The following is a 26,524-nucleotide window of genomic DNA, read 5'->3' on the forward strand; positions in this document are numbered from 1 at the left end:
ATTATTTATGGAAGAAACAAATCCGGGCAGGGCGATTATTAAACCCGGCGGCGGGAAATGGGCGAAGCATGTCCGCTGGCGCGGGGCGGAACCGGAGGTGCGCGGCGTCGGCGCGAAAATATCGCTGCCGGACGCGGCGAAAACCGGCGCGCCCCGGCATTCGCCGTTGTGGTTTGCGGTTTGCGCCGCGATATTCGCGCTGACGCTGGCGGCGGCCTGGCTGAAGCCGGAGTGGGGCTTTCTGGCCTGGCTTGCGCTTGCGCCTTTCGGCCTTGCTTCTCTGCGCGCGGGCGGCGCGCTGCGCGCGGCGGCCTTCGGCTGGCTGGCGGGGTTCTTATTTTATCTCTTGGGGCTTTACTGGATTTTCCCGACCTGCCGGGCGGGGGCGCTGGGCATAGGGCAGTCGCTGCTGGCATGGGTCGTGCTGGCGGAGATACTGGCTCTCCAGTGGGCGGCTGCCGCCGCGCTGACGCGCAAGCTGGCGCGCTACGGGCGGCTGTTTCCGCTGCTGGCGGCGGCGGCTTTCACCGCGGTTGAATATCTGGCGGTCTGCGCCGGCGGACAGGGCGGCTGGTTCCCCTGGTTCCTGCTTGGGTACACGCAATGGCAGAACGCGCAGCTTATTCAAATTGCGGCGTTTGCCGGGGTGTACGGCGTCGGCTTTATTGTCGCGTTTTTCGGGTTTTCGCTGGCGCGCTGGATTGGAATAATCACCGGCGGGCATGTGTCCGCCCGCGCGGCGGCAGTGTCGTTTTTGCGCGGTATGGCGGCTCCGGCTGCGGTTGCGGCGGCTGTCGTTGTCTTCGGCTATTTCCGGCTGGACATGGCAAGGCAGGAACGGCGCGGCTGGCCGGAGATCGTTGTCGCCGTCATTCAGCCCGATATCGCGCAGTACAAAAAATGGGAGCCGGCTTTTGAGGATGAAATCCTGTCGCGGGAGGCGGCTTTGGCCGCGCTTGCGGCCAAAGCCGCGCCGAAACTGGTAATCTGGCCAGAATCCGCACTGCCGGGGCCAATGGACGAGGAGAAATACTCCGCCTTCGTCCGCGCAATCGCGCTGGCAACCGGCGGCTGGCAGCTAATCGGCACGGTGCGCGGGGCGGGGGGCAGGGATTTCGTCTCGGCATATGCGGTTTCGCCGGAGGGCGCGGTTGCGGGAATATACGACAAAAGGCGGCTGGTGCCTTTCGGCGAATTCGTGCCTTTCCGCGATATTCTGGGGCGGTTTGCCGCGCCGGTCAACAAGCTGGGCGAATTTTCAGCCGGTTCCGCGGACCAGCGCCCGCTTGAGGTTGCGGGGCTCTCGCTCAATATCGGAATCTGCTACGAGACTATTTTCCCGCAGCTCTGGCGCGGCTGGCGGGCGGAACAGGACATCGCGGTAATTCCCGGCGCGCTGTCGGCGCGGTTTGCGCCGCTGCAAAAGCTGCTGGACAGGGCTTTGGAGAATATACTGCTGCCATTCGGCTTCCTGCCGCCGGAATCTTATGTTACCCGCAAAAACAAATCCGCTTTTGATGGCAGCGGCGCGCTAAGCCTGGCGCCGCAGCCGGTTTCGCCGCAGGCGAAACCGGCTGCGCCACGGCTGCTGGTCAGCCTCACCAATGACGGCTGGTATCTGGATACCGCCGCGCCGCGCCAGCATTTCGCGGCGGCGGTGTTGCGCGCGGTTGAAAGCGGCATCCCGCTGGTCCGCGCCGCCAATACCGGAATTTCCGGCTGGATAGACGGTTCGGGAATAGTCCGCGGCCGCACGGAGCTTAACACGCCGGCTGCGCCGGTTTACCGCATAGCCGTTTCGCCGTCGCAGAGCTTTTATGCGGATTTCGGCGATATTTTCGCCGGACTGTGCTGCGTCGCGGCGGGCTGCGCGCTTTTGGCCGCCGTTCTGTTTTTATGAAGCTGGTCGCAACCGAAAAATACTCGGTAAATCTGGGCGGGCATGTTTTTTCGCCGGACAAGTTCTGGCGGGCGGCGCAAATTCTGCTGGAGCGGGAAGTTGTGTTGCCGCGCGGCATTATCGCGCCGGAAATGCCGTCCCGGCGGGAGCTTTTGTCCGCGCACGACGGGCAATGGCTGGACAAGCTGGACGCCCTGACGCTTTCGGAGCGGGAAAAGGCGCTTGCCGAAATGCCGGTTACAAAAGAGACTGTCGCCGCGCATAAACTGGCCTGCGGCGGCACGATAGCGGCCTGCAAGCTGGCGCTAAATGACGGGCTGGGGCTTCATGCCGGAGGCGGCGGGCATCACGCATTCCGCGATTGCGGCGGCGGCTTCTGCCTGTTCAACGATATAGCGGTCGCCGTAAACGCATTGAACAAGCGCGCGGTCGTCATAGACCTTGACGCGCATCAGGGCAACGGCACGGCGGAGATTTTCCGCGACAGCAAGGATGTGTTCACCTTCTCCATGCACGGGCGGGATATTTTCCCGGAGGAGAAGGCCCAAAGCTCGCTTGATATCGCGTTCCCCGCGGGAACCGGCTTTGTGCCGTATTTCTCCGCGCTTGAGGAAAACCTTCCGCGCATACTGGACCTGCACAGGCCGGAACTGGCGGTATACCTGGCCGGGGCGGATGTTTACGAAAAAGACGCGCTGGGCTGTTTCGCGCTTTCAATGCAGGAAATCATCGCGCGGGACGAATTTGCGGCGCGCCAGTGCAGGGCCCGGCATATCCCGCTGGCGGTGGTTCTGGGCGGCGGCTACGGCGCGGACGCCGCCATAATTCACGCGAACACACTGCAAACCGTCTCCGAAGTTTATAAGATATAGCCCATGGCCGAGCATATAGAGTTCAAGGACGCGGACAATAAGATAACAGAGCTTGCCCTTGCGCTGGGCAGGCTGAAGACGCTTTGCGCCATTGACGACAAACAGAAAAAGCAGGCCGAACTGGAAAAGCAGTCCGCCGCCCCCGGTTTCTGGGACAATGCCCAGGCGGCGCAACTGGTGGCCAAGGAAAAGGCGGACCTTGAAAAGGAAATAACACTTTATTACGGCGCGGACAAACAACTGGCGGACGCCCGCGCGCATTACGAGCTGGCCCGCGAGGAAAACGCCTCCGGCGAACTGCCGGAAATAATGGCCTCGCTTAAACCGGTTGTCCAGGCCGTCCAAGCGATGGATTTTCAGGCCAAGCTCTCGGCCCCGACCGACAAACTGGGCGCGATTTTAAGCATTCATGCCGGAGCCGGCGGCACCGAGGCCTGCGACTGGGCGGAAATGCTGCTGCGTATGTATTCGCGCTGGGCGCAGGCGCGCGGGTTCGGGTTCGCCGTAACCGATATGCTGGCCGGCGACGGCGCGGGCATTCGCAACGCCACGGTTTTCGTGCAGGGGCGTTTTGCCTACGGCCATCTCAAAAGCGAAAACGGCGTGCACCGGCTGGTGCGCATTTCGCCTTTTGACGCCAACAAGAGGCGGCACACCTCCTTCGCCTCCTGCGACGTGCTGCCGGATATTGAAGAGGAAGTTGACATCAAAATAGAGGACAAGGATATTCAGATAGACACCTACCGCGCCGGCGGCGCGGGCGGCCAGAACGTAAACAAGGTGGAAACCGCCATCAGAATCACCCATACCCCCACCGGCATAGTGGTGCAGTGCCAGAACGAGCGTTCCCAGCATCAGAACCGCCTCAACGCGATGAAAATGCTCAAGGCCAAACTGCACGAGGTGGAGATGGACAAGAAACGCTCCGAGCTGGAGCGGCATTACAGCGAAAAAGGCGATATCGCCTGGGGGCATCAGATACGCTCATACGTTTTCATGCCCTACCAGATGGTCAAAGACATGCGCACCGGACACGAAACCTCGGACGTGCAGGGTGTGATGGACGGCGCGCTGGACGGCTTCATGCAGTCCTATCTTGAATGGCTTGCCGGAGGCAAGAAACCGATAAAATGAAAGACTTCACAATAAAAAAAGCCGGCGCGCGCAAGCTGGACGCGCGGCTGAACCAACCCTTCAAAATCGCCACCGGCGCGCACACCGCGCTTGAAAACGTGCTGTTTTACGTGCAGCTTGACGGCGGCATAACCGGCTGGGGCGAGGCTGCCCCCGCCGCCCATATCACCGGCGAAACGCAGGAAAAAACGCTTTCCAACCTGCAAAACCTGGCGCGCGGGCTTGAGGGGCGCAGCGTCTGCGACTATCAGGCTGTTTCAATGGAAATCAGCGAGTCGCTGCCCCAGAACCGCTGCGCCCGGACCGCCGTTGAAGCCGCCATGCTGGACGCGCTGGCCCAAAAGCTGAAAATGCCGGTCTGGAAGCTCTTCGGCCCCGGCTGCGCCCCGCTGCACAGCGACATGACCATAGTGCTTGGTTCGGTTGAGGAAGCGCAGCTTGCCGCCAAAGATATAAAACGCCGCGGCATGAGCGCCTATAAAATCAAGCTGGGCGGCGACGCGGAGCTGGATTTCATGCGTATTCTGGCCGCCGCCAACGCCGCGCCGGAAATGCCGGTGTATCTGGACGCCAATCAGGCGTATTCTCCCAAAGGAATGCTCCGGCTGGTGCGCGAGCTTAAAGACATAAAAGTCCGGCTTGAGATGATAGAGCAGCCGGTCAAAAAAGAGGATTGGGAAGGCCTGCGCGAGGTTACGCGCAAAAGCGGCGTCTGCGTCTGCGCGGACGAGGCGGTAACCGGGCTGGAAAGCGTGGCCAGAATAATCCGGGGCGGTTACGCCCACGCGGTCAACATCAAAACCGCCAAATTCGGCTTTGTATTGGGCGCGGAGATGGCGCGGCTGTGCCGGGCGCATGGAATAAGGCTTATGATAGGCGGCATGATGGAATCGCTGCTGGCGATGACCGCCTCCGCCCATCTGGCGGCGGGCTGCGGCGGGTTTGATTTCATAGATCTGGACACGCCGTTTTTCATCAAGGACAAGGTGATGCGCGGCGGGGCGCTGTCGCCCTCCGGCGTGTATAGCCTGGCCGGGGTGAAATCGGGCCTTGGCGTTGCTCCGGCGGACTGATTTGCGGTTGCATTTGCCGGGGCTTTTTCATAGGATATAAGTACGCGCTAATCTTGCGGGTTCGCTTCCGGCGGAAGACAGATTTTCCGGCGGCGCGGCGCGGAAGGCCGGTCGCGGCTAGAGACTGGCGCACTAAATAAAAGGAGACCGAAACAAATGAAAAGACTGTTAGCGGCAATAGTGATGATCGCCGGCGTCGGCGCCGTGGCAACGGCTGCAGATGTGGGCAAATGGGATGCGGATTACGGCGTTGGCTATGCCATGCCCGTATCCGGCGACTGGAGCAGCAACCACAAAGGCTCGCTCAACATGAGTCTCGCCGGCGCCTACAAATTCCAGGACATGCTTTCGGCTGGTCTGGAACTGGGCTATGACTTCGGCCACAAAAACAAGGATGTTAGCGATTACAAAGTCAAAGTCCTTCAGCTGACCCCCTTCATCAAAGCCGATAAGGACGTGGAGCTGGGCGGCAAAAAAGTCAACACCTACGGCATATTCGGCCTCGGCCTCTACCGCTGGAGCACGCCGGATTACGATAACGGCGCCGGCACGACCGTTGCTGGTGATTCCGGCTCCAAGTTCGGCTTCAACCTCGGCGGCGGCGCGATGATGGAAGTCGCCCCCCAGTGGAAAGTCGGCCTGGACCTGCGCTGGCATCATGTGTTCGGAATGCTGGACAACGGCGATGGCACGAGCTCCGCTGCCAACAACATTGTCCCGAGCCTGAAGGTTGCCTACTCCTTCTAAATTCGGACAAAGGCATTGAAAAACCCCCCCGCTTCGGCGGGGGGGTTTTGTTTTGGCGGAATTCGGCGGCAACTGCAATTTTCGGGCTTATTGCTGGATTTTGAGCATTGCCACGAAGGCTTCCTGCGGAATGTCCACGCTGCCTATGTTTTTGAGGCGGCGCTTGCCTTCCTTCTGCCGCTCAAGCAGCTTGCGCTTGCGCGTTATGTCGCCGCCGTAGCATTTGGCGATGACGTCCTTGCGCATGGCGGGCTTTGTCTCGCGCGCGATGATTTTGCCCTCGGCCCGGGCCTGTATGGCGATTTCAAACTGCTGGCGGGGGATTATTTCCTTTAGCTTTTCGCACAAAAGCCGGCCCTGCGTCTGCGCCTTGCTCTTGTGGGTGACAACCGACAGCGCGTCCACCGGAGTGCCGTGTATCAGAATCTCCATCACCACCACGTCGGCGGAGCGGTAGCCGGCCATCTCGTAATCAAAAGAGGCATAGCCCTTGGAAACGGACTTGAGCTTGTCGTAAAAATCCACCACCATTTCGCCGAGCGGCATCTCGTATTCCACTATGACGCGCTGGTTGGCGATATGCTCCAGCCGCCCGAACTCGCCGCGGCGGTCTTTGAGCAGGTTCATCACCGCTTCCATATTCGCCACCGGAGTTACTATTGTTACTTTCACCGACGGCTCGCGCGTATCGGCTATGTCGCCGTAGGGCGGGAAATTGGCGGGATTGTCCACCAGCACATAGCCTTCCTCATCTGGCGTCTGGGCGGGCCCGCCGGGGACGGCGCGGCCCCTGCTTTTGACCTTGTAGACCACATTGGGGCTGGTAACTATAAGCGAGAGGTTGAATTCCCGCTCCAGGCGTTCCTTGACAATCTCCATGTGCAGCAGCCCCATAAAGCCCAGCCGGAAGCCGAAACCCAGCGCCTTTGAAGTTTCCGCCTGGTAGTGGAACGCGGAGTCCGAAAGATTCAGCTTCTCTATGGCGGCGCGCAGCAGCGGGTAGTCCGCCGGCACTATCGGGAAAATGCTGGCGAAAACCACGGGTCTGGCCTCGCGGTAGCCGGGCAGCGACTTTAGGACGGGGCGGGCATGGTCGGTGACAGTGTCGCCCACATGGACCTGGTGTATGTCCTTTACGCCCGCAATCACATACCCCACCTCTCCGGGGCCAAGCGAATCGGCTTTGACGGGTTTGGGCGTCATGCAGCCGACTTCCTCTATATCCGATACAAAGCCGGACGAGAAAAGCCGCATTTTCATCCCCGCCCGCAGCGAGCCCTCAAAAACGCGCACATACATCACCACGCCGCGGAACGAATCGTAATACGAATCAAAAATAAGCGCGGCAGGCGGAGCCTCGGGCAGGCCGCCGGGGGCGGGAATATCGTCGGCTATGCGGGAAAGCAAATGCTCCACCCCCAGCCCGGTTTTGGCAGACACGCGCTCGGCTGAAATGGGGCTTTTGAGTATTTCCCAGAGCTGCTCCTCGGAGGCGTCGGCGTCGGACTGGGACAGGTCCACCTTGTTTATCACCGGTATCACCTTCAGCCCCAGCGACTGGGCCAGATGCGCGTGCGCCACCGTCTGCGCCTCCACGCCCTGGGAGGCGTCCACCAGCAGCAGAACGCCCTCGCACGCGCCAAGCGAGCGGGCCACCTCGTATGAAAAATCCACGTGTCCGGGGGTGTCTATGAGGTTGAAAATATAGTCCTCGCCGCCGCGCGAATAATTCATGCGCACGGCCTTGGCTTTGATGGTGATGCCGCGCTCGCGCTCCAGGTCCATGCTGTCAAGCGTCTGCTCGCGCAGCTGGCGGCGGGGGACGGTGCCGGTCTCTTCCAGCAGGCGGTCGGCCAGCGTGGATTTGCCATGGTCTATGTGGGCTATTATTGAGAAGTTACGGATTTTCATCGGCAGTTTTAAGGACAAGCTGCCGTATTTCCTCGCAGCTTGAGAGGGTCAGCGCCTGTTGCGCGGCCTGCGCGCAGGCCGTAAAGTCCAGCGAGCGGATGGTATGCTTGACCTTCAGAAACATGCGGGGCGTAACCGACAGCGCGTCCATGCCAAGCCCGGCCAGCAGGCAGGCGGCCTTGGGGTCCGAGGCCATCTCGCCGCAGACGCTGACCTGCTTGCCTTTCTTGTGCGCGGTCTGCACTATCAGGTGCAGCACGCGCAGCACCGCCGGGTGATAGGTGTCGTAGATATGCGCGACGCGCTGATTCACGCGGTCCACCGCAAGGAGATACTGAATCAAATCGTTGGTGCCGATGGAGATGAAATCCGCCACCGAAAGCATTGTGTCCAGCGTAAGCGCGGCGGAGGGGATTTCCACCATTATGCCCAGCTCCGGCAGCGACTGCGGCGCGCGGCCTTCCTTGACCAACTCGGAATGCATCTCCTCCATCGCCATGCGCACGGCGCGCACCTCGCTGGCCGAGGTTACCATCGGAATCATGATTTTCACGTTGCCGCGCTTTGCCGCGCGCAGCGACGCGCGCAGCTGCGTCCGCATCATATCCGAATGCTGGAGGAAAAGCCGCACCCCGCGCAGCCCCATAAAGGGGTTGGTCTCGTTCTCGTGGCCGGGGATGCCAAGCGCGGTCAGCTTGTCGCCGCCTATGTCGGCAAGGCGGATGGTTACGGGCGCGGGAGCCAGCGCTTTTGCCACGGCATCGTATGCGGAAAACTGCTCCTCCTCCGGGGGCGGGGCGGGACGGTTCATGTAAAGCCACTCGGTCCGCAGAAGCCCCACGCCGTCCACATTAAGGCCGGTAACCGACTGCGGGTCCTCGCGCATGTCCATGTTGACAAGCAGGTTTATCTTGTGCCCGTCGCGCGTAACGCTGGGCAGCTGGCGCACGGTTTCCAGAAAACGCTCGGCCTGGCGCTGCTGGCGCTGGGTTTTCTGGTATTTCTCCAGCGCTTCGGGGCCGGGGGAGATTATGACAAGGCCGCGGTCGCCGTCCACTATGGCGACGTCGCCGGTCCTGACCTGCCGCGTTATGTCGGAGAGGCCGACAACGGCGGGCAGCTCCATGCTCTGGGCCAGCAGCGCGGTGTGGCTGGTCTTGCCGCCGATGTCGGTGCAGAAACCCAGCACCCGGCTTTCGCGCATATGCAGGGTGTCGGACGGGTACAGGTTATGCGCTATCAGGACGGAGGGAACCTTTATGTCGGCCAGGGACCGCTTTTCCTGGCGCACCAGATGGCTTACCAGGCGCTTGCCCACGTCAAAAAGGTCGTGGCGGCGTTCGCGGAAAAACTCGTCGTCTATTTTTTCAAAATTGCGGTTGAGGCGGTCTATGGTCTGGGACAGCGCGTATTCCGCGTTGACCAGCTCGGCGGCGATGCGGCGCGGCACTTCCTGCGTAATCAGCGGGTCCTTCAGAATCAGCCGGTGCGTTTCTATCAGCTTGGCGTGCTTTTTGCCCAGCATCAGCAGCACCTTCGCCTCGGCGGCGTCCAGGTCGGACAGCGTGGCCCGCACGGCGTCCTTGAAACGTTTGACCTCGTTTTTGACCGCGTCGGGGGAAAGGACGCGCTTGTCTATGACAAGGTCGTTGTCGTCAAAGACATACGCCTTGCCTATGGCAATTCCCGGGCTGGCGGGGATGCCCTTCATTATTATCATGGTTTGTCCGCTTCCATTTCGTCAAAGCCGCGGGCGAAAAGCTCCCTTATGGCGGAAAGCGCCGCATTCTCGTCCGGCCCGCTGACCGAAACGGTCAGCGCGCTTCCGCACTCGGCGGCAAGCATCATAACTCCCATCACGCTTTTGCCGTTTATAACGTCGCCGTTCCTGGAAATCTTAATCTCGCTGGCAAATTGGGACGCCGTGGCCACCAGCGCCGCCGCGGGCCGCGCGTGCATTCCAAGCGGGTTGACGACCTTCACCGTTTCGCTTACCATTCATTCTCCCTTATATACTAGTATGCCAGAGCAAAAGCAATTATGCAAATACATATCACCGCGCCGTATACCTGCGCCACATGTTTCCCGGAGCGGGTGGTGAAAAACGCCGCGCACATCGCCGGCGGCGCAAGCAGATACGCCAGCGCGTCATGTCCGTGCAGCGCCGCCGGCATTTTAAGCCGCCAGAAAACAATCAGCTTCATGGCGATAAGCAGAACGGTGGCGCAAAACCCGGCCAGCCTGGCCTTGCGTATCATGCCCTGCCAGTTGACGAAATCCAGCCCGCAGGAGCCGCCCGCCCCGCACTGATAACCGTAGGAAATTCCCTTCCAGCGCACCCATATTGCTATGCCGTTGTAAACGGCAAGCCCGGCGGCGAGCCCAACCAGCAGCTCTCCCGCGCCGAAAGAGGTCTGGAACCGCCACATCTCCTCCGGGGGATGTGTCAGATGGCGCAGCCCCAGCGCCCACAGCGCCAGCAGGCTGATGGAGAGGCTGGCGGGCCGCAGCGCGGCCCAGAAAAACCTGTCCCCTATCGCGCCCAGCGGCGGGGCGACGGCGGATTTTATCGCCTCCACCCGGGCAGTGTCATGCGGCTGGCCGGACAGCGCGCCCTGCTCCTCCAGCCGGGCCGCAAGCCCCAGCGCGAAACCCGCCATGAACGGATGCGTGTTGAAAAATCCCAGATGGCGTTTCATCCCGGCGCAAAGCTCGCGCCCCTTGTATAACGCGGCCAGCGCCGGATATATTGCGAATGCAAAGCCCATGTTCTGCATTCTCTGGTCGTTCCAGCCCGCCTGTATCAGGAAAGAGCGCAGGAAAATTTTCCGTTTTATGCCGGCATCCATTTCAGTTTCCCCTGCGCGGCAGCAGCGCGGCGGTAAGCGCGGCCAGCCCCAGCCAGGGGGCCACGCGGTAAGCCGTCATAAACGCCGGCTTTATTTTTGCCGGCATGGCAAGCCAGGCAGCGCCGCCTGCGCAGACGGCCAGGCAAATTCCGGAAAACACGAACACGAACACCAGCGCCGCCTGCTGGGCCAGCGCTTTGGCGACCCAGCCCCCCGCAGCCGAGGCGTCCGTTTCCGTGGCGCTTTCCAGCCGCGCGTTCCAGGAGGAGCGTTCCTGCCGCATTTTAATCTCTACAAACGGATACAGCTTCGCCAGAATAAAACCGAGCAGGAACGAATACCCGCTGTCAAACCCCGCCCACCTGTGCAGCGCGAAAGCGCATGCCGCGCCCACCACCCCGCTTGGCGGGACATAGCCGCCCACCGGCACCTGGTCTATGGTCAGCAGTTCCATGCACAGGCCCAATTGCACGCCGGACAGGAAATCCCCGCCCATGATTCCGAATATGGCGCCCGCAACGGACGGGCGGGAAAACAGAAACTGTCCCGCCTGAACCGAGTCCAATTCCAGCGCCGCCGCCGCGGCGGAAACAGCCGCTATCCCGCCTATCATAAGACTTTCTCCCGAATAAGCTTTTGGGCAAAAATCACGACTTTTTGCATACGGTTTTACGATTTACGGCTTGCGTCCCTTCTGATGCGCGAAGTACCCTTGCACCTTTCATTTTACATCAAAATCGTGCAGACTCTCTTCCCGTGTTTTATCCATCAGCCTGTCGCCGGCGTTTTACGCACTTGAACTGTGTTCAAAACGACACAGCAGCGACAAGGTCAGCAACATGGCATTTCACGACATCATCCATTTTTTCACAATGCCGTATTTTGCTGTCCCGTATTGCCGAAAACAACCGCGCGAAGCGTTCCTGAAACACACGAAAAGGCTCTGGAACGAGGCGGGAACAACTACCGGAATTTTTTACTCCCCTTTCGTGTGTTTGGTGGTTTGATTCCGTTTTGACTGTCGTTTGCCAACACGCCACAGCTTTTCAAAAAACGGGTGATGCCGTACAGGGCATTTCTATTTACCTGCAACCTGGGGCACCGCCTTTTCCCGCCGGACGGCTGCAATTTGGTAAAATAAACCGTTATGCTAAAAATCGCGCTTTGCTCCGCTTTATTTTTTATTGCCCCCGGCGGCGCGTCCGCCCAGTTGCTTGTGAAAGAAACCAAATGGCAGGTGGCCTTTGCGCCTAAAACCGCCGGCAAAACGGCTTATTCGGACTCCGCGTCCGTCCCCGTATTGAAAACCGGCAGGCTGCCGGTTATGCTGCGGCTTGTGGTGCGGGTGGAAAACTCCGGCGCCAAACCGGCGGAGGCGGTGGTGTTGCGCTGCGCTTTTGCCATGCGGCTGGTCCGGGAAGATTCCGCGGAGCCGGGCGTATGGACGGTCCCTTTTTCAATAGACGAGCGGCGGGTGTCCAAAATCCCGCCGGGGAAAACGGTGGAAATAACCGTGCCCCACACCGAATTGCAGGTGTACCTCAAGCGGCTGGTCAAAACCGGCTTCCGGCCCGACAGGCTGCGCGCCTCCGTAATGCTGGAGCCGCGGCGCGGCGGCAACCTCGCAGCCGGCATGGGCGAGGCGGAAGTGGAGGTGAAACCTTTATGATAGACATGAAGCTGTTGCGCTCCAACCCGGATTATTTCCGCAAGGCCGCGGAAAATCGCGGCGGCAAAGGCCTCCCCGCGTTGGAGGATTTGATTGCCAAGGATGCCCTGCACCGCGCCGCGCTGACCCGGGCGGAAAGCCTGCGCGCCGAAAGCAAAAAAATCTCCGCCGAAATCGGCAAATTCCGCGCGCAGAAACAGCCTCCCCCGGCGGAGCTTGCGGAAAAGGCGGCCAAACTTAAGGATGAAGCCGCCTCGGCTGAAAAAACGCTGGCGCCCATGGAGGCGGAGGCCAAAGCCCTCGCCCTGGGCATTCCCAACACGCCGGATGAAACAACCGTCGTCGGCAAATCCGAGGCGGACAACAAAGTGGTCCGCGAAAATACCGCCGGCAAAAAAGAATTTTCCTTCAAGCCGCTGGACCATCACGAACTGGGCGAAAAGCTGGGCATACTGGATTTTCAGACGGCGGCGCTGCTGTCGGGCTCGCGCTTTGCGCTGCTAAAAGGCGCGGGGGCGCGGCTGGAGCGGGCCATCATCTCGTTTTTTCTGGATACGCACGGCAAAAACGGCTACCGGGAGATGTTCACGCCGTTTATCGTCAGCGCGGAAACTCTCACCGGCACGGGCCAGCTTCCCAAATTTGAAGAGGACCTTTACAAAATCGCCGGAGACGGCGGGCTCTACCTTATTCCCACAGCCGAGGTGCCGCTGACAAACATGCACCGCGGCGCGACGCTCAAAGAGGAGCAGCTGCCGCTCAGATATGCCGCCTACAGCGCCTGTTTCCGGCAGGAGGCGGGTTCTTACGGCAAGGACACGCGCGGGCTGATACGCAACCACCAGTTCAATAAAGTGGAGCTGGTGTGGCTGGCTGCGAAGGAAAAATCAATGGACGCGCTGGAGCAGCTTGTCCGCGACGCCGAGTCCGTGCTGGCCGCGCTGGAACTGCCGCACCGGGTGGTCATGCTCTGCACGGCGGATACGGGGTTTTCCTCGGCCAAGACCTATGACGTGGAAGTGTGGATGCCTTCGGAAAACCGCTACCGCGAAATATCCTCCTGCTCCAACTGCACGGATTTCCAGGCGCGCAGGATGAACACCCGCGTCCGCCGGGCGGACAACGGGCTGGAATTTGTGCATACCCTCAACGGAAGCGGGGTGGCGGTGGGGCGCACATTCGCCGCCATACTGGAAAATTACCAGAATGCCGACGGTTCGGTAACCGTGCCAGACGCGCTGCGGCCCTATTTCGGCGCGGATAAGATAACAAAGGAGCCGGCGTGAAAAGAATAATCGCCGCCGCCGCGCTGCTGTTTTCGGGCGACGCGCTGGCCTATGAGAAAATGCCGCCCGAACTGGATGCGCTGGTTATGCGCGGCATAACCTCTATCCACCAGCTTGATTTTGACGGCGCGGAAAAGGATTTCAGCGAAATTCTGGAAAAATACCCAGGCCAGCCCTACGGGTATTTCGGGCTGGCGATGTCGCAATGGGGCCGGCTGGAATACCAGCAGGAGGAAAGCAACCCCGCGCTGGACGAACTTTACGAGAAAAAAACCGACGAGGCCATAGACAAGGGCGAGGCCTGGCTTAAAAAGCATCCCGAAGATGCCAGCGCGCATGTCTGCGTGGGCGGGATGTACGGGTTGCGCAGCCGGCTGGCGCTTATGAAGCACAGTTGGATACGCGCGTATTTCACCGGGCGCAAAGGTCTTAAGCACATGAAGACCGCCATCAAGCTGGACTCTGAGTATTACGACGCGTATCTGGGCCCCGGGATGTACGAGTATTATGCCGGAACACTGCCAGCGGTCATACGGATACTGGCCAAGTTTCTGGTCAGCGGCGACCCCAAAAAGGGGCTTGAGTATCTGAACCTCGTCCGGGAAAAAGGGCATTACACCGCCACGGCGGCAAAGCTGCTGCTGATAGAGATTTACACCCAGACCGGCAGCAAATACGCCAACCCCGCGCTTGCGCTTGAATGGGCAAAAGAATTGCGCAAGCAGTCCCCCAACCACCCGATGCTGCATTTCGTGGAAATAGTCTGCCTTTACGAAAACGGCAAATGGGAGGAAGTGCGCGCCGAGGCCGAGGAATACCTGCGCCGCATAGAAAAAGGCGAGGCCAATTACAGCGCGATGTACACCCCGCGCGCGCTTATAGCGCTTGGCACCTCCTATCTGGCCGAAAACAAGCTGGACAAGGCGTTGGAGGCCTTCGTCCGGGCGGAGCCTCCGTCAAAGGAAAAACCCAACCGCTGGGCGGTATGGTCGGTGGTGCGGGCCGGCAACATACACGATTTGCAGGGCGAGCGCAAAAAGGCCGTGGCCGATTACAAGCGCGCCCTCGGCTACCAGGACCATTGGGGGTTCAGGGACTATATAACCGCCTATCTCCGCAAGCCTTATGCGGCGGAGCAGAACCCCGGCCAGCTTCCCCCGCCCTGACATCCGCCGTTTGCCTGTTTTCCTCAGTTTGGACGGCGGAATTCGCCGGCGGAGAACGTAATATTCATGCCGCGCGGGTATGCCCGTCAAATTCTGCGCCGGACTGCCTGCGCCAACCGCCGCGCCGGTTCCCGCCGCATTCAGGTTAATCACCCGCCAGCCGGAACAGGTACAGCGACAGCCGGTTGATATATTTCCCCGCCGGCCCGCCCGCGCGCAGCGCGCACAGCAGCGTTTCCGCCGTCCGGCATTTGGCGCGGGCGCAGTGCAATGCGGCCTCTTCCGGCGTTCTTCCGGCAATGACAAAACCGGGTTTTGCCGGCCCCGAAGCCGCCAGTTCGGCTTCCAGCCGGGCAAGCCGCCTTTCCAGCTCCGCCGGGGCGGATTTTCCGGCTATGTGTCCGCAGAGGATTATTATATCTTCCTGCGCGCGCAGTATTTTAGAGGCAACGCCGCGCCTGCCGGCGCGGGAAAGCAGCGCGCGCGCCATGCCCAGCGCGCAGGACAGTTCGTCCAGCGCGGCCAGCGCGCATATGCGCGGATGATTTTTGCGGACTCGTACGCCCCCGCAGAGGGAGGTGAGGCCCGCGTCTCCCGTTTTGCTCATTAAAATTCCCTGTCCCGCCCAAAGAGAGGCTTCCGGCGGGCTTCAAATGATATATTATTGTAACAAGCGGAGGAAACGTGATATGAAAGACAAAGTGGAAAAATCCCTTGCCAAAATCCGTCCCATGCTTCAGGCCGACGGCGGCGACGTGCAGCTTGTCTCCGTTGACGAGGCCGCCGGAGTGGTGCGCGTGCGGCTGGCCGGCGCATGCGGCTGCTGCCCCGGCGCGGCCATGACGCTTAAAATGGTTGTGGAGCGCAAACTCAAAGAGGAAGTCCCCGAAGTAAAGCAGGTCCTGCCGGCGTGAGCGGACGCGCGCCCGCGCGCATGAAGGCGGGCGAGAAGCTGGACCTTCACACCCATTCGGACCGCTCGGACGGAACGCTGCCTCCCGCTCAGGTCGCGCGGGAGGCGGCCCGGCGCGGCGTGCGGTTGTGGGCGCTTACGGACCATGACACGGTCTCCGGCCTCAACGAGGCGGCTGCCGAAGCCTCATCTCTGGGCATAGCCTTCATCGGCGGCGTGGAAATCAGCACCCGGCAGCACGATTACCTGCACATACTGGGTCTCGGCGTAAACCACCGCGACAAACGGTTCCTGCAAACGCTGGAAGAGGCCGCCTCCCGGCGCGACGCGCGCATACGGCGCGTAACCGAACAGCTTGCCGCCGCCGGGGTGGATATTTCCTACGCCGAGATTCGCGGCCTGGCGCGGGGCAGCCTTTCCCGCGCGCATATAGCGGACCTGCTCAAATCCAAGGGCTATGCCTCCAGCCGCAGCGATGCGTTTCGGAAATATCTGGACCCGGGCAAGCCCGGCTATGCGCCCTCCGGCGGGCTGGACGCATGCGAGGCCATAGCCGCCATAACAAACGCAGGCGGCGCGGCGGTGGTGGCGCATCCGGGGCTTGTGCTGCCCGTTCTGGAACTGCCCGCGTGGAAAACCGCCGGCCTTGCCGGACTTGAGGTTTTCTACCCCTCACACTCCGCGGATATGACCCGTAAATTGCTGGAAATGGCCGTTAAATACGGATTTTTCGCCACCGCCGGTTCCGACTATCACGGCCCGGACAGCGGGCGCACCGCCTCGCTGGGGGCGCCGCTGCCGGAAAAGCTCAGGGACGAGGTGGCCGCGTCCGTGGAAAAATTCGTATGGAATTCATAGCCCATCGCGGCGCAAGCGCCTACGCGCCGGAAAACACGCTGGACGCCTTCTCCCTGGCCGCAAGCATGGGTATGGCAAACTTTGAGCTGGACATCCAGCTTTCGGCGGACGGCAAACTGGCCGTTTTCCACGACATGGACCTGCAAAGGCTGCACAACCGCCCCGATAAAGTGGCGGAAATGCCCTATAACGCGCTGAAGGAGCTGGGCGTTCCGCTGCTTGAGGATGTGCTGCGGCTGCTGGGCCGGCGCGGGTTTCTCAATATTGAAATCAAAAACGACGGCGGCGTCTACGCCGGAATTGAGGAGAAGGCGTTGGACTGCCTTGCCGCCGCGGGCATGGGCTGGGCGCGGCGCGCCGCGATATCCAGTTTCCACCATCCCAGCCTCGTAAAAGTCCGCGAACTGGATTCAGAAACAAGGCTGGGCGTGCTTCAGGGCGCCGCTTCGTTTGAAGACGCGTTGGCGCTGGCAAAGCGGCTGAAGGCGGAAAGCGTCAACATAAGCCGCCGCCGCGCAACCCCGGAAATGATGCGCGCCGCGCACAAGGCGGGGCTGAAAGTTTTCGTCTACACGGTCAACGAGCGCGACCAGGCGCTGGAGCTGGAGTGCATGGGCGCAGACGCCGTATTCACCAACAACCCCGACATCTGCCAAAACGGCTGGGACAAAATCGGCGGCACGGATTGATTGTATCCGGCAAAAAACACACAATCAGGATGGAGGGTTTATGAAAATGGATTTAACCAGTTTTGAAAAAGCGGTCGCGTTGCTGGACAGGACGCTGAAAGCGGCGTCCTCCGGCAAAACCGCCGACAAGGATATGCTTGAAGCCATGCGGGCCGGCGTTATCCAGAATTTTGAGTTCACCTATGAGCTTTGCTGGAAATTTATGAAACGCTGGCTGGAAAACAATGTGGGCGGTTCGTATGTTGACGGCGTTTCCAGACATGAACTGTTCCGCCTCGCCGCAGAAAGCCGCCTGATTACGGATGTAAGCCAATGGATGAAGTATCACGCCGCGCGCAACGAAACCGCGCACACTTACGATTCCGGCAAAGCCGATGAAATTTTCGCCATAGCCTCCGTTTTCCAAGCCGACGCGGCCAAATTCCTGCAAGTTCTGAAGGAACGGAATGATTAAAGTTACTCCGGCGCAGTTGCAGACCATAAAAAAAATTCTGGCCCGCCGCGCGCCGGGAGAGCGGGCATTGGCATTCGGCTCGCGCGTATCGGGAACGCCCAAAGAATATTCCGATTTGGACATTGCAATAATCGCAAAAGAGAAGCTGGACATCGCCACCCTGTCCGCGTTGCGCGAGGACTTCGCCGAATCCGACCTCCCGTTCCGGGTGGACGCGCTAGACTGGCATTCAATTTCCCCGGAATTCAAAAAAATCATAGAGGCCAAGCATGCAGAAATATTCTTATAGAATTCAGTTCAAGTCCCGTGATTTAAAGCCAATTCAACATGAACATGCTTCTGGCGATTGCGCCCCATCAAGATGAGTTAAGAAAGTATATATGACATTCCCTATTAATACAGAATTTCGTGCGCAAGTGATAAAAACATTACGCCCGTTTCTTGATAAAAATCTTTCATGCGATAACTTCCTCACCATTCCCGATGAGGAGTTTTTTCAAAATAGAATATCTAGCAACAAAACAATCAGAAGCAAATTTGGCAAGCAAATAGATTTCTCTTATTTGTGCATGTACTATTTGCGAATTCTATCAAATGCCATAAGACATGGAACCGAGGTAAAGAAAGAAAGGAAAAAGCCGTCTGGGCCCAGCATAGTTATAGACACAGTAAATGGCACTTCAGGCACGCTGAAAGGATTCATTATCCACAATCAACTTGACTCTCTAATAAACTACTATTTAGCCATTCTTCGATTGGCGGAAGACGGGTTAACTCAACAAGCGCATTGTTTACTCCGCACCACAGATGAACTGTCTTGGCTACTGATGGTGTTGTTGTATGACAATAATAAGTTCAATCTGTATCGCAAATTAGGCGAGGATTTGCCTAAAAAAGAACGCCTTAAAGTATGGTTCGGAAATTTTACACCAGCAATTTTATTGAAAACCATCAGGGAAATGGACGATTCCCTCTTGCACTTTGGCACAGATGTCTATGACTACCTTGAACGCGCAAAAAATAGGAATACTGATTATGTCCACAATAGCCTATTAGCGTGTACATTAGGCAGTCATGGATCACCTTTTGATACTGATGATGAACTTGTGCCTTTGTTAATGGGCACGCTTACTAGAGATGTTAAAGACATCATAGATCACTCCAATTACACAATGTTGTATTTCATAAAGGCATTTACGTTTCTGCTCTCCAGACATTGTACGGTCAAGAAAGGTAAATATGCAATTATTGAAGCCATCTATGCATGTGTGCAACAGTGTTCAATCGTATTACAGGCTGATACCTCAATAGAGGAATTAGAACATTGATGACTAAAAACTAAATTTTATGGGGAGCTTTAGGGTTTCAGTGTACTGGAGGTGAATAACTGTTTGGATGAATTGGCAGTTCTTCATGTAATACTCCGGCGGAGGAAAACTCCAACCATTGGTTGGAGAAATAGGATGTGACGGAGGAATAGCCGATGAAACCGCTTATCGCGAAGAATTACCCCGCTCTGTTAAACGAAATTAAAAACCGGATACGCTCCGCTCAGTATCAGGCGTTAAAAGCGGTGAACCGCGAGCTTATGGCGCTATATTGGGACATCGGGAAAATCATTGTAACAGCGCAGCGCGGCCAGACGTGGGGCAAATCCATCGTGGAAAAGCTTGCGCTGGATTTGCGCAAGGAATTTCCCGGAACAGCCGGGTTTTCAACTCAAAATTTGTGGTACATGCGGCAGTTCTTCATGGAATACTCCGGCGACGCAAAACTCCAACCATTGGTTGGAGAAATAGGCTGGGCGCATAATTTGGTGATAATGAGCAAGTGCAAGGACAGCGCGGAACGCGAGTTTTACATCCGCGCCGCGAATAAATTCGGCTGGACAAAAAATGTTCTGGCGATAAACATAGAAGGCAAAACCTACGAGAAATACCTGCTGAATCAAACCAACTTCAACAAGACTTTGCCCGCTAAAATCCGGAACCAGGCGAAACTTGCCGTCAAGGACGAGTATACCTTCGGTTTTCTGGATTTGGGCGGCGAACATTCCGAGCGTGAACTGGAAAAAGCCATCACGGACAAGATAATCGCGTTTCTGCGCGAGATGGGCGGGACATTGGCGTTTGTCGGCAATCAATACCGGCTTGAGGTGGACGGCGAGGAGTTTTTTATTGACCTGCTCCTCTATCACAGGCATCTGAAATGTCTCGTGGCGGTTGAGCTTAAAATCGGGAAATTCCTGCCGGAATACGTCGGGAAAATGCAGTTTTATCTCGCCACGTTGGATGAAAAAGTCAAAACCAGGGACGAAAACCCGTCCATAGGCATTATTCTGTGCAAAACCAAAAACAGAATGGTTGTGGAATACGCCCTCAAGCGCAGCAATCAGCCGATAGGCGTTTCAACTTACGATATGGTTTCCAGGCTGCCGAGGAAATTTCAGGGGTTGCTCCCTTCGCCGGAGCAGGCGGCGCAACTGCTTAACGGGTTGCGGTAGCCAAAGCCATGAACACGACACTATTTTCCGAAACAGAAATTCAGGCGGAGGTTGCGCGGCTGGAAGCAACAGGGCTGGCGCTGGCCTCGCCGGAGGCCGACTTGCGCGCCGTGGCGCAGCTGACTTTGCGCATCAACCGGCTGAAAGCCGCAAAAAACGCCGTCATCGCGGGGCATGTGTATCAGCGGGCGGAAATACTGGCGGGAGTTTCCGATTTCACCGGAGATTCGTACCGGCTGGCAAAGCTCTGCGCCGCGTCGCAGGCCGGAACCATTGTTTTCTGCGGCGTCAAATTCATGGCGGAAACCGCCAAAATCCTTTCCCCGGACAAAACCGTGCTGCTGCCCGCGCCGGAAGCGGGCTGCACCCTGGCCGATTCAATCACGGCGGGCGATGTGCGCGGCCTGAGGGCGCGGCATCCGGGGCTGCCGGTCATCACCTATATCAACACCGCGGTTGAGGTCAAGGCGGAAAGCGACTGCATTGTAACCAGCGCCAACGCCGAAACCATACTGCGCCATTATTTCCGGCAGCATAAGCGCGTCATTTTCCTGCCGGACGCGTTCATGGGCGCCAATCTGGCCGCCGCGCTGGGCAAAAAACCGGGCGAAGACATCATTTTGTGGCGCGGCAGCTGTTCGGTTCACGAACATTTCAGCGCGGCGGCATTGCGCCAGTTGCGCGGACAGAATGAAGGCGTCAGAATACTGGTTCACAGCGAATGCCCGCCGGAGATTCTGCGCGAGGCCGATTTCAGCGGCGGCACTTCCGGCATGATGGAATACATAGAGCGCAATCCGGCCCCCTCTTATATGCTGGTAACCGAATGCGGGCTTGGCGAGCTGGCGAAAATGAAATTCCCGGACAAAAATTTCATAGCCATGTGCCGCCTGTGCCCGTATATGAAGCTGACGGACCTGCGTCGGATACTTGCCGCGCTCGAAACCGCGGGGCCGGAACTGGAAATCCCCCCGCCGCCGGAGGAAACCGCCCGCAAAGCCCGCCGCGCGCTGGAAATGATGTTCAAACTGGCCGGATAGCAGTCTGCCGGCCTCCCCATTTCTCTCAAGCCAATTGTCTTAACCTGAATGTTTCAGTTGGATTGCGGGATTCGGCGAAAAACCGCTTCATACTGCCTTCACAAAATTATCCTTTTCGTGCTGTGAAGCACGCGCGGATAATTTTGTTCGGCATTATTTTGCGCTTTTTCGCCTCGGTCCTCGCGCCAACTGAAACTTTCAGGTTAAGACGGACGGCGGAATTCCGCGGCAACCGGCGGGATTTCAAAAAGTCGCTGCGGCCAGTTCAAATTCCTCCGGAGCGGGAGCGGTTATGGCTACCGGCGCGCCCTTGAAATTAAAGGCGATTTCGCGCGAATGCAGCATAAGCCGCGGGAAAGCGGACTGCGCGGCCCTGTCTCCGTAGCGCAAATCCCCCGCCACCGGATGTCCTATGGCGTAAAAATGCGCCCGTATCTGGTGCCGCCTGCCGGTTATTATGCGCGCGTCCATCAGCGCGCAGCGCTCAAACCGCCGGATTGTGGAATACGCGGTCAGCGACGGTTTCCCGCGCGCATGGTCCACCGCCGTCCTGCCGGAACCGAAGCTGCGCAGCGGCAGGTTTATCTTGCCCGAAGGCGGTTCCGGCAGCCCGCAGACAAGGACGGTGTAGCGCTTTGACACTTCCCGCCGCGCAAACAGCGCGCATATCAGCCGGTGCGCATGCGCGTTTTTGGCGAATAGAATTGCGCCGCTTGCCGCCTTGTCCAGCCGGTGGATGACAAACAATTTACGCCCCAGCTGCGCCTCCAGTTCCGTCAGCGCGCAGGGGACGCCGGGCCCGGAACGCTCCGGTATGGAAGCCAGCCCGGCGGGCTTGTCCGCCGCCAGAAAATCCTCGTTGTCGCAGATTATTCGCATGGCCATGGACTATTTTTCATGGGAATGCAGCTCGGCGCGCAGAATGGAGTCCCGTGTCAGCATGCCGCGGAACACGCCGGCGGCGTCCACTACCGGAATGCGTTTGAGCTTTTTGTCCACCATGAGTTTCACGGCGTCTTCCAGCGGGTCGGCCTCCCGCGCGGAGATGACGTCCCTGCTCATTATATCGCCCGTCGTTTTCGCGCTAAGGGCGGCGGCCTCCCTGTCCCCGGCGGCATGGGACAGAAAAGGCAGATGCATTGACAGGTAATCCCACAATCCGCGCCGTCCGGCCACGGCGGACAGAAGCGCGCTGTCCGATATCAGCCCCAGCAGTTTCCCGTCGCTGTCTGTTACGGCGACACGTTTTATGTCCGTGCTTTCTATAAGCTCTATCGCCCGGCTTAGCGGCGCATCGGGAGCAAGAACCGGAGTGTCCCCGCGCATGGCCTGTCCCGCCGTTCTGCCGCTTGCGTCCGCCAGCCTGTTTTGCCGGAAACTCCGCCAGTCGGGGTTCTTGTCCAGAATGGTCTTGAAAATATCCAGGCGCGACAGGATGCCGGTTATTTTGCCGTCCCCGCCGGTAACCGGCAGCCGCTTCAGCTTATGGCGCAGCATGATGTCCGCCGCCTTGTCCAGATACTCATCCTCCGGGACGGTAACGGCGGGGGATGTCATCACCCTGCTTGCAGGGAGTTTTTCCAGGGCATCCTCCAGCGGTTTGAGGTTGTGCGCGTCAAACTCCTCCATCAGACCCAGCCTGACCGGAACATCGGCCCGCCGCACCAAATCGCCGTTGGTGGCCATGCCGGCGGGACGGCCGTCCGCGTCCACCACCGGCACGGAATGGAATCCCGCCTGCCAGAGCAGCCGCAAAAGCTGCGCGGCGGAGGCCGTGGCCGGCACGGTTTTCGGATTCGGCGTCATCACGTCGCGCACGCGCATGTGGCGCGGTATCAGCCGCTTGCGGCATTTGTGCCGGAGGACGTCTTTTTCCTCCGCAATCATTATGCCGTCCTCCACCATCCGCTCAAGCGCGGGGATGACCTTGTCCTTTTCGCCCGACGGCATTATCACCGTGATTTCCAGCGGCATGTTGTGCGAAAGGGCCTCTATCCCGGAGGCGGCGATGTCGCCGTTTTCGAAACAGCCGTCCGCCGCCCTCGCTACGAGGCAGCGGGCCGAAATTTTAAGGCCATGAATGAATTCAACGACCGCATGATGCAGCGGCTTGCCGCCATGCCGCGCTTCCTCGCTGGTGAAAATACGTACGACAGTGTATGGCAGAGACATGAGCTCCTCCCTAAATAAACAGCCTGGCCAGTTTCATGCCGCAAACAACCATGGCAATTCCGGCTATGTTATTGGCGGCGATATTGATTAGCGCCGCCGCCATGCCGCTGCGCGCGGCGAACACGGTTTCCATGGCGTAGCTGGAAAATGTCGTCATCCCGCCCAGAAAGCCGGCGACAAAAAAAAGCCGGAAGGATGGAGGCGCAAGCTCCGTCCTCTCCGCAATCGCCAGCATAACGCCTATTATAAAACATCCGGCGAGATTGACGAACAATGTTCCCCACGGGAAGTCCGTTCCGGCCAGTTTCGCGGCGGCAACCGTCGCCAGATACCGCGTTGCCGAGCCGATTCCTCCTCCGATAAACACTATCAGTATTCTTTCCATAAGGTTATCATCCGGCGCTGGCGTTTCCGCCGCATTGCCGGGCCGGCGTCTCTTTTTCCCGTCCGCGCATAAAAAAACCCCTGCAACCGCTAAGTTACAGGAGTCATCAGCCGCAAAAATCCCGGCAGTTAAAGGCGAACTCCATCGCCATCCAGATTCAACCAATATGAACGCCGCCCTGTCAACACCCTTTTCCGGGCCAAATTCCGGTTGAGGACGCGCGCGGAAATGTGTAGAATATCTTCGTCGCCGCGGTAGCTCAGTGGTAGAGCTCAGGTCTGAAAAACCTGGAGTCGTTGGTTCAATTCCAACCCGCGGCAATTTTTTTATGCAGCAAACGATACTCATAGCCGACGATGACGAGCAGATAGTTGCTCTCCTTTCCGAAATTCTCAAGGACGAGGGTTACAAGGTTTCCGTCGCCTATAATGGCGACGAGGCGCTGCGCCTGGCCCGCAGGCTGCATCCCGACCTCGTGCTGCTGGACATCAAGATGCCGCGCAAAAGCGGCATACAGGTCTGCCGCGAAATCAAGGGCGACGATAGAATCCGCTCCGCCGCGATAGTGATGCTAAGCGGCTTCGGCCAGCTTAAGGAGATAAACGAGGCCATGCTCAGCGGCGCAGTCTCCTATATCACCAAGCCGTCGGACAGGCACAGCATTCTGGAGTCCGTCCGCGCCGCGCTTCCCCGCCCGCCGCGGCAGGGCGCCTGGCTGAGCAGCAAGCGCAAATCCCCGCGAAAGTAACCCCGTTTTTTGTAGAATTCCCATAGGGTCCGCCCGCGCCTTTACCGCCGGAACAGGGGCTGGTCCCATACGCAACTTCACGGAGGCCGCCATGAGCAACGCCGTTTCCTATAAAGAACTCGGGTTTGTAAACACCAAAGAGATGTTCAGAAAGGCCATGGAGGGCGGTTACGCCGTTCCCGCCTACAATTTCAACAACATGGAGCAGATTCAGGCTATAATAGCGGCCTGCGTGAAAAGCCGCTCGCCGGTGATACTGCAAGTCTCCAAGGGCGCGCGCGACTACGCCAACGCCACCCTGCTGCGCTGGATGGGCCGCGGCGCGCTGGAGATGATGAAGGAGATGGGCAAGCCGGTTCCCGCCGCCCTGCACCTGGACCACGGCGACAGTTTTGAACTTTGCAAATCCTGCATAGACAGCGGCTTCTCGTCGGTGATGATAGACGGCTCCCACCTGCCTTACGAGGAGAACGCCGCGCTCACAAAGCGCGTGGTGGAATACGCCCGCCAGCGCGATGTTACGGTGGAAGGCGAACTGGGCGTGCTGGCCGGGATAGAGGACGAGGTCTCCGCCGAGCATTCGCATTACACCAACCCGGAGGATGTGGAGGATTTCGTCAAAAAGACCGGCGTGGATTCGCTTGCCATCTCAATCGGCACCAGCCATGGCGCGTATAAATTCAAGCTCAAGCCGGGCGAAACCGTGCCGCCGCTGCGCTTTGACATTCTGGAAGAGGTGGAAAAGCGCATTCCCGGATTCCCGATAGTGCTGCACGGCGCGTCCAGTGTTTTGCAGGATTATATCGCCATGATAAACAAGTTCGGCGGCAAAATGGACAACGCCGTCGGCATCCCGGAGGAGCAGCTGCGCCGCGCGGCCAAGAGCGCGGTCTGCAAAATCAACATAGACTCCGACGGGCGGCTGGTGATGACCGCGGTTATCCGCAAGGTGTTCGGCGAAAAACCGGCGGAGTTCGACCCGCGCAAATACCTCGGTCCCGCGCGCGAGGAACTGGTCAAGATGTACATGTCCAAGAACGAGACTGTCCTTGGCAGCGCCGGGCGGTATTAATTAAGTCTGTCGCTTATTTGCGCGCGGGATGTTGCCTGTGGCAACATCCCGCGCGCCGGATTTGCCCGGAAGTTTCAGTTGGCGCGAGGACCGGGGCGAAAAAGCGCGAGATAATGCCTAACAAAATTATCCGCGCGTGCTTCACAACACGAAAGGATAATTTTGTGAAGGCAGTATGAAGCGATTTTTCGCCGAATCCCGCGGCCAACTGAAATTTTCAGGTAAAGCACGGGCTGGAATAGGAGGGTTTGTAGTTTCTGTATGCCGCCAGCGCCGCGCTGCCGCCGCGTAAGGCAAATCCCCTTCTGCGCGGCGAACCCGGCAAGCCTGGCGGCCGTCTATGTCCGCGCGGTAATCCGGGCCGGCGGCGTATGTCGCCGTATCTGCTTTCATGCGGTTTCGGGAAATTTTACCCATTTTTCGCAGCCGGTGGCGAGAACCGGACCGGCGGCTTCATTGACGCGGACGACGAAAGATTGCTAAACTATGGCAGTCCCCTTGCGGGGAGATTTCGGGGAGCAATCCCCCGGCACAAGAGAGGCGGCATATCCAACAGCAGCGCAGCAGGCACTACGGTCCGAGAAGGAACCATCAGATAAACATTTCTCCCGTCCGCGTTGTGGATGTTGACGGGACGATGCTGGGCGTAAAGCCCATACAGGAAGCGCTGGGACTGGCCAGGGAGCGCGGGCTGGATCTGGTTGAAATAGCCCCGCAGGCAAGGCCGCCCGTGTGCAAGGTGCTGGACTATTCCAAGTACCTCTACGAGCAGGACAAGAAACAGCGGGACGCGCGCAAAAAGCAGCGCTCCAGCGTGCTTAAGGAACTGCGGATAAAGCCGCGCATCGCCTCCCACGACCTTGAAACCAAGGTCCGCCATATGGAGGAGTTCCTGGGCAAGGGCGACAAGGTGCGCCTGACCGTGGTTTTCCATGGCCGCGAAAACCAGCACCGCGACCTGGGCCGCAACCTGATAGAGCAGCTGCGCGTCCGGTTCGAGCCGACCGCCACGGTTGACGGCGGAATACAGACTCAGGGCAACAGGATGTCAATCACCCTGGCGCCCAAAGGACATAACTGATT

At 58.9% G+C, this 26,524-nt stretch carries 28 protein-coding genes, 1 tRNA gene and 1 riboswitch; of the genes, 20 read left to right on the forward strand and 9 right to left on the reverse strand.

What is annotated here, in order from left to right; genetic code table 11:
• The first annotated feature begins 7 nt into the window (after positions 1-7).
• The 5 genes from lnt to WC421_07080 all read left to right on the forward strand — a co-directional run bounded on the left by lnt (position 8) and on the right by WC421_07080 (position 5,726).
• Positions 8-1,900 carry an apolipoprotein N-acyltransferase gene (gene lnt / locus WC421_07060; GenBank protein ID MFA5161990.1) on the forward strand — a complete coding sequence of 631 codons (1,893 nt, stop codon included), beginning with the start codon at positions 8-10 and terminating at the stop codon, positions 1,898-1,900.
• Positions 1,897-2,772, forward strand: coding sequence for a histone deacetylase (locus WC421_07065; protein ID MFA5161991.1), 876 nt, complete (start codon positions 1,897-1,899; stop codon positions 2,770-2,772). Before lnt ends, WC421_07065 begins: the two co-directional genes overlap by 4 nt.
• A gap of 3 nt (positions 2,773-2,775) precedes the next feature.
• The gene (gene prfB, locus WC421_07070) at positions 2,776-3,906 is read left to right on the forward strand and encodes a peptide chain release factor 2 (GenBank protein MFA5161992.1); all 1,131 of its coding nucleotides are present in this window, start codon (positions 2,776-2,778) and stop codon (positions 3,904-3,906) included.
• Positions 3,903-4,979, forward strand: coding sequence for a dipeptide epimerase (locus WC421_07075; protein MFA5161993.1), 1,077 nt, complete (start codon positions 3,903-3,905; stop codon positions 4,977-4,979). The genes prfB and WC421_07075 overlap by 4 nt, the downstream gene beginning before the upstream one ends.
• Before the next feature lie 156 nt (positions 4,980-5,135).
• Positions 5,136-5,726, forward strand: a complete 591-nt coding sequence (locus tag WC421_07080; protein MFA5161994.1) for an outer membrane beta-barrel protein — start codon at positions 5,136-5,138, stop codon at positions 5,724-5,726.
• An 87-nt stretch (positions 5,727-5,813) separates the two neighbouring features.
• Here WC421_07080 and lepA read toward each other — a convergent pair whose 3' ends face one another.
• From lepA to WC421_07105, 5 genes are read right to left on the reverse strand one after another with little or no spacing between them, the layout of a single operon-like run.
• Entirely contained in the window at positions 5,814-7,637 is a 1,824-nt protein-coding gene (gene lepA / locus WC421_07085; protein MFA5161995.1) for a translation elongation factor 4, read from the reverse strand.
• Positions 7,624-9,357, reverse strand: coding sequence for a phosphoenolpyruvate--protein phosphotransferase (ptsP, locus tag WC421_07090; GenBank protein MFA5161996.1), 1,734 nt, complete (start codon positions 9,355-9,357; stop codon positions 7,624-7,626). Before ptsP ends, lepA begins: the two co-directional genes overlap by 14 nt.
• The gene (locus WC421_07095; GenBank protein MFA5161997.1) at positions 9,354-9,635 is read right to left on the reverse strand and encodes an HPr family phosphocarrier protein; all 282 of its coding nucleotides are present in this window, start codon (positions 9,633-9,635) and stop codon (positions 9,354-9,356) included. The genes ptsP and WC421_07095 overlap by 4 nt, the downstream gene beginning before the upstream one ends.
• Positions 9,636-9,652: 17 nt before the next feature.
• A complete protein-coding gene (locus WC421_07100; GenBank protein ID MFA5161998.1) occupies positions 9,653-10,486 on the reverse strand; it encodes a PTS system mannose/fructose/sorbose family transporter subunit IID in 834 nt (277 codons plus the stop codon).
• A 1-nt stretch (position 10,487) separates the two neighbouring features.
• Positions 10,488-11,099, reverse strand: a complete 612-nt coding sequence (locus WC421_07105; protein MFA5161999.1) for a PTS sugar transporter subunit IIC — start codon at positions 11,097-11,099, stop codon at positions 10,488-10,490.
• Positions 11,100-11,633: 534 nt separating this feature from the next.
• On the opposite strand from WC421_07105, the gene WC421_07110 reads away from it, so the two are divergent.
• From WC421_07110 to WC421_07120, 3 genes are read left to right on the forward strand one after another with little or no spacing between them, the layout of a single operon-like run.
• On the forward strand, positions 11,634-12,155 hold the full coding sequence (locus WC421_07110) for a hypothetical protein (protein ID MFA5162000.1): 522 nt from the start codon (positions 11,634-11,636) through the stop codon (positions 12,153-12,155).
• Positions 12,152-13,441 (forward strand): serine--tRNA ligase, encoded by a 1,290-nt coding sequence (gene serS / locus WC421_07115; protein ID MFA5162001.1) that lies wholly within the window; start codon positions 12,152-12,154, stop codon positions 13,439-13,441. The genes WC421_07110 and serS overlap by 4 nt, the downstream gene beginning before the upstream one ends.
• Positions 13,438-14,607, forward strand: coding sequence for a hypothetical protein (locus WC421_07120; GenBank protein MFA5162002.1), 1,170 nt, complete (start codon positions 13,438-13,440; stop codon positions 14,605-14,607). The genes serS and WC421_07120 overlap by 4 nt, the downstream gene beginning before the upstream one ends.
• A gap of 145 nt (positions 14,608-14,752) precedes the next feature.
• Here the strand turns inward: WC421_07120 and WC421_07125 are convergent, their stop codons facing one another.
• Positions 14,753-15,214 carry an ATP:cob(I)alamin adenosyltransferase gene (locus WC421_07125; protein MFA5162003.1) on the reverse strand — a complete coding sequence of 154 codons (462 nt, stop codon included), beginning with the start codon at positions 15,212-15,214 and terminating at the stop codon, positions 14,753-14,755.
• Between the two features lie 82 nt (positions 15,215-15,296).
• On the opposite strand from WC421_07125, the gene WC421_07130 reads away from it, so the two are divergent.
• The 8 genes from WC421_07130 (at position 15,297) to nadA (ending at position 21,064) form a co-directional block, all read left to right on the forward strand.
• Complete coding sequence (locus WC421_07130) at positions 15,297-15,521, forward strand: NifU family protein (GenBank protein MFA5162004.1); 225 nt, start codon at positions 15,297-15,299, stop codon at positions 15,519-15,521.
• The gene (locus WC421_07135) at positions 15,518-16,378 is read left to right on the forward strand and encodes a PHP domain-containing protein (GenBank protein ID MFA5162005.1); all 861 of its coding nucleotides are present in this window, start codon (positions 15,518-15,520) and stop codon (positions 16,376-16,378) included. The genes WC421_07130 and WC421_07135 overlap by 4 nt, the downstream gene beginning before the upstream one ends.
• Complete coding sequence (locus WC421_07140; GenBank protein ID MFA5162006.1) at positions 16,366-17,067, forward strand: glycerophosphodiester phosphodiesterase family protein; 702 nt, start codon at positions 16,366-16,368, stop codon at positions 17,065-17,067. Before WC421_07135 ends, WC421_07140 begins: the two co-directional genes overlap by 13 nt.
• A gap of 40 nt (positions 17,068-17,107) precedes the next feature.
• Complete coding sequence (locus WC421_07145) at positions 17,108-17,521, forward strand: nucleotidyltransferase substrate binding protein (GenBank protein MFA5162007.1); 414 nt, start codon at positions 17,108-17,110, stop codon at positions 17,519-17,521.
• Positions 17,514-17,810 carry a nucleotidyltransferase domain-containing protein gene (locus WC421_07150; GenBank protein ID MFA5162008.1) on the forward strand — a complete coding sequence of 99 codons (297 nt, stop codon included), beginning with the start codon at positions 17,514-17,516 and terminating at the stop codon, positions 17,808-17,810. The genes WC421_07145 and WC421_07150 overlap by 8 nt, the downstream gene beginning before the upstream one ends.
• 127 nt (positions 17,811-17,937) lie before the next feature.
• Positions 17,938-18,849, forward strand: coding sequence for a hypothetical protein (locus tag WC421_07155; GenBank protein ID MFA5162009.1), 912 nt, complete (start codon positions 17,938-17,940; stop codon positions 18,847-18,849).
• 155 nt (positions 18,850-19,004) lie between these two features.
• Positions 19,005-20,024, forward strand: coding sequence for a PDDEXK nuclease domain-containing protein (locus WC421_07160; protein ID MFA5162010.1), 1,020 nt, complete (start codon positions 19,005-19,007; stop codon positions 20,022-20,024).
• A gap of 8 nt (positions 20,025-20,032) precedes the next feature.
• Positions 20,033-21,064 carry a quinolinate synthase NadA gene (gene nadA / locus WC421_07165; GenBank protein ID MFA5162011.1) on the forward strand — a complete coding sequence of 344 codons (1,032 nt, stop codon included), beginning with the start codon at positions 20,033-20,035 and terminating at the stop codon, positions 21,062-21,064.
• 243 nt (positions 21,065-21,307) lie between these two features.
• Here nadA and WC421_07170 read toward each other — a convergent pair whose 3' ends face one another.
• From WC421_07170 to crcB, 3 genes are read right to left on the reverse strand one after another with little or no spacing between them, the layout of a single operon-like run.
• Positions 21,308-21,949 carry an RNA pseudouridine synthase gene (locus WC421_07170; GenBank protein ID MFA5162012.1) on the reverse strand — a complete coding sequence of 214 codons (642 nt, stop codon included), beginning with the start codon at positions 21,947-21,949 and terminating at the stop codon, positions 21,308-21,310.
• Between the two features lie 3 nt (positions 21,950-21,952).
• The gene (locus WC421_07175) at positions 21,953-23,236 is read right to left on the reverse strand and encodes a DUF190 domain-containing protein (protein ID MFA5162013.1); all 1,284 of its coding nucleotides are present in this window, start codon (positions 23,234-23,236) and stop codon (positions 21,953-21,955) included.
• 10 nt (positions 23,237-23,246) lie between these two features.
• Positions 23,247-23,621, reverse strand: coding sequence for a fluoride efflux transporter CrcB (gene crcB, locus WC421_07180; protein ID MFA5162014.1), 375 nt, complete (start codon positions 23,619-23,621; stop codon positions 23,247-23,249).
• Positions 23,622-23,711: 90 nt separating this feature from the next.
• Positions 23,712-23,779, reverse strand: a riboswitch (Fluoride riboswitch).
• A gap of 90 nt (positions 23,780-23,869) precedes the next feature.
• On the opposite strand from crcB, the gene WC421_07185 reads away from it, so the two are divergent.
• From WC421_07185 to infC, 4 genes are all read left to right on the forward strand, one after another.
• A tRNA-Phe gene (locus WC421_07185) sits at positions 23,870-23,941 on the forward strand.
• Between the two features lie 8 nt (positions 23,942-23,949).
• The gene (locus WC421_07190) at positions 23,950-24,369 is read left to right on the forward strand and encodes a response regulator (protein MFA5162015.1); all 420 of its coding nucleotides are present in this window, start codon (positions 23,950-23,952) and stop codon (positions 24,367-24,369) included.
• Between the two features lie 91 nt (positions 24,370-24,460).
• Entirely contained in the window at positions 24,461-25,441 is a 981-nt protein-coding gene (locus WC421_07195) for a class II fructose-bisphosphate aldolase (protein ID MFA5162016.1), read from the forward strand.
• Between the two features lie 547 nt (positions 25,442-25,988).
• Positions 25,989-26,522 (forward strand): translation initiation factor IF-3, encoded by a 534-nt coding sequence (gene infC, locus WC421_07200; GenBank protein MFA5162017.1) that lies wholly within the window; start codon positions 25,989-25,991, stop codon positions 26,520-26,522.
• Positions 26,523-26,524 lie beyond the last annotated feature (2 nt).

This window comes from Elusimicrobiales bacterium (assembly GCA_041651175.1).
Classification (GTDB): domain Bacteria; phylum Elusimicrobiota; class Elusimicrobia; order Elusimicrobiales; family Elusimicrobiaceae; genus JAQTYB01.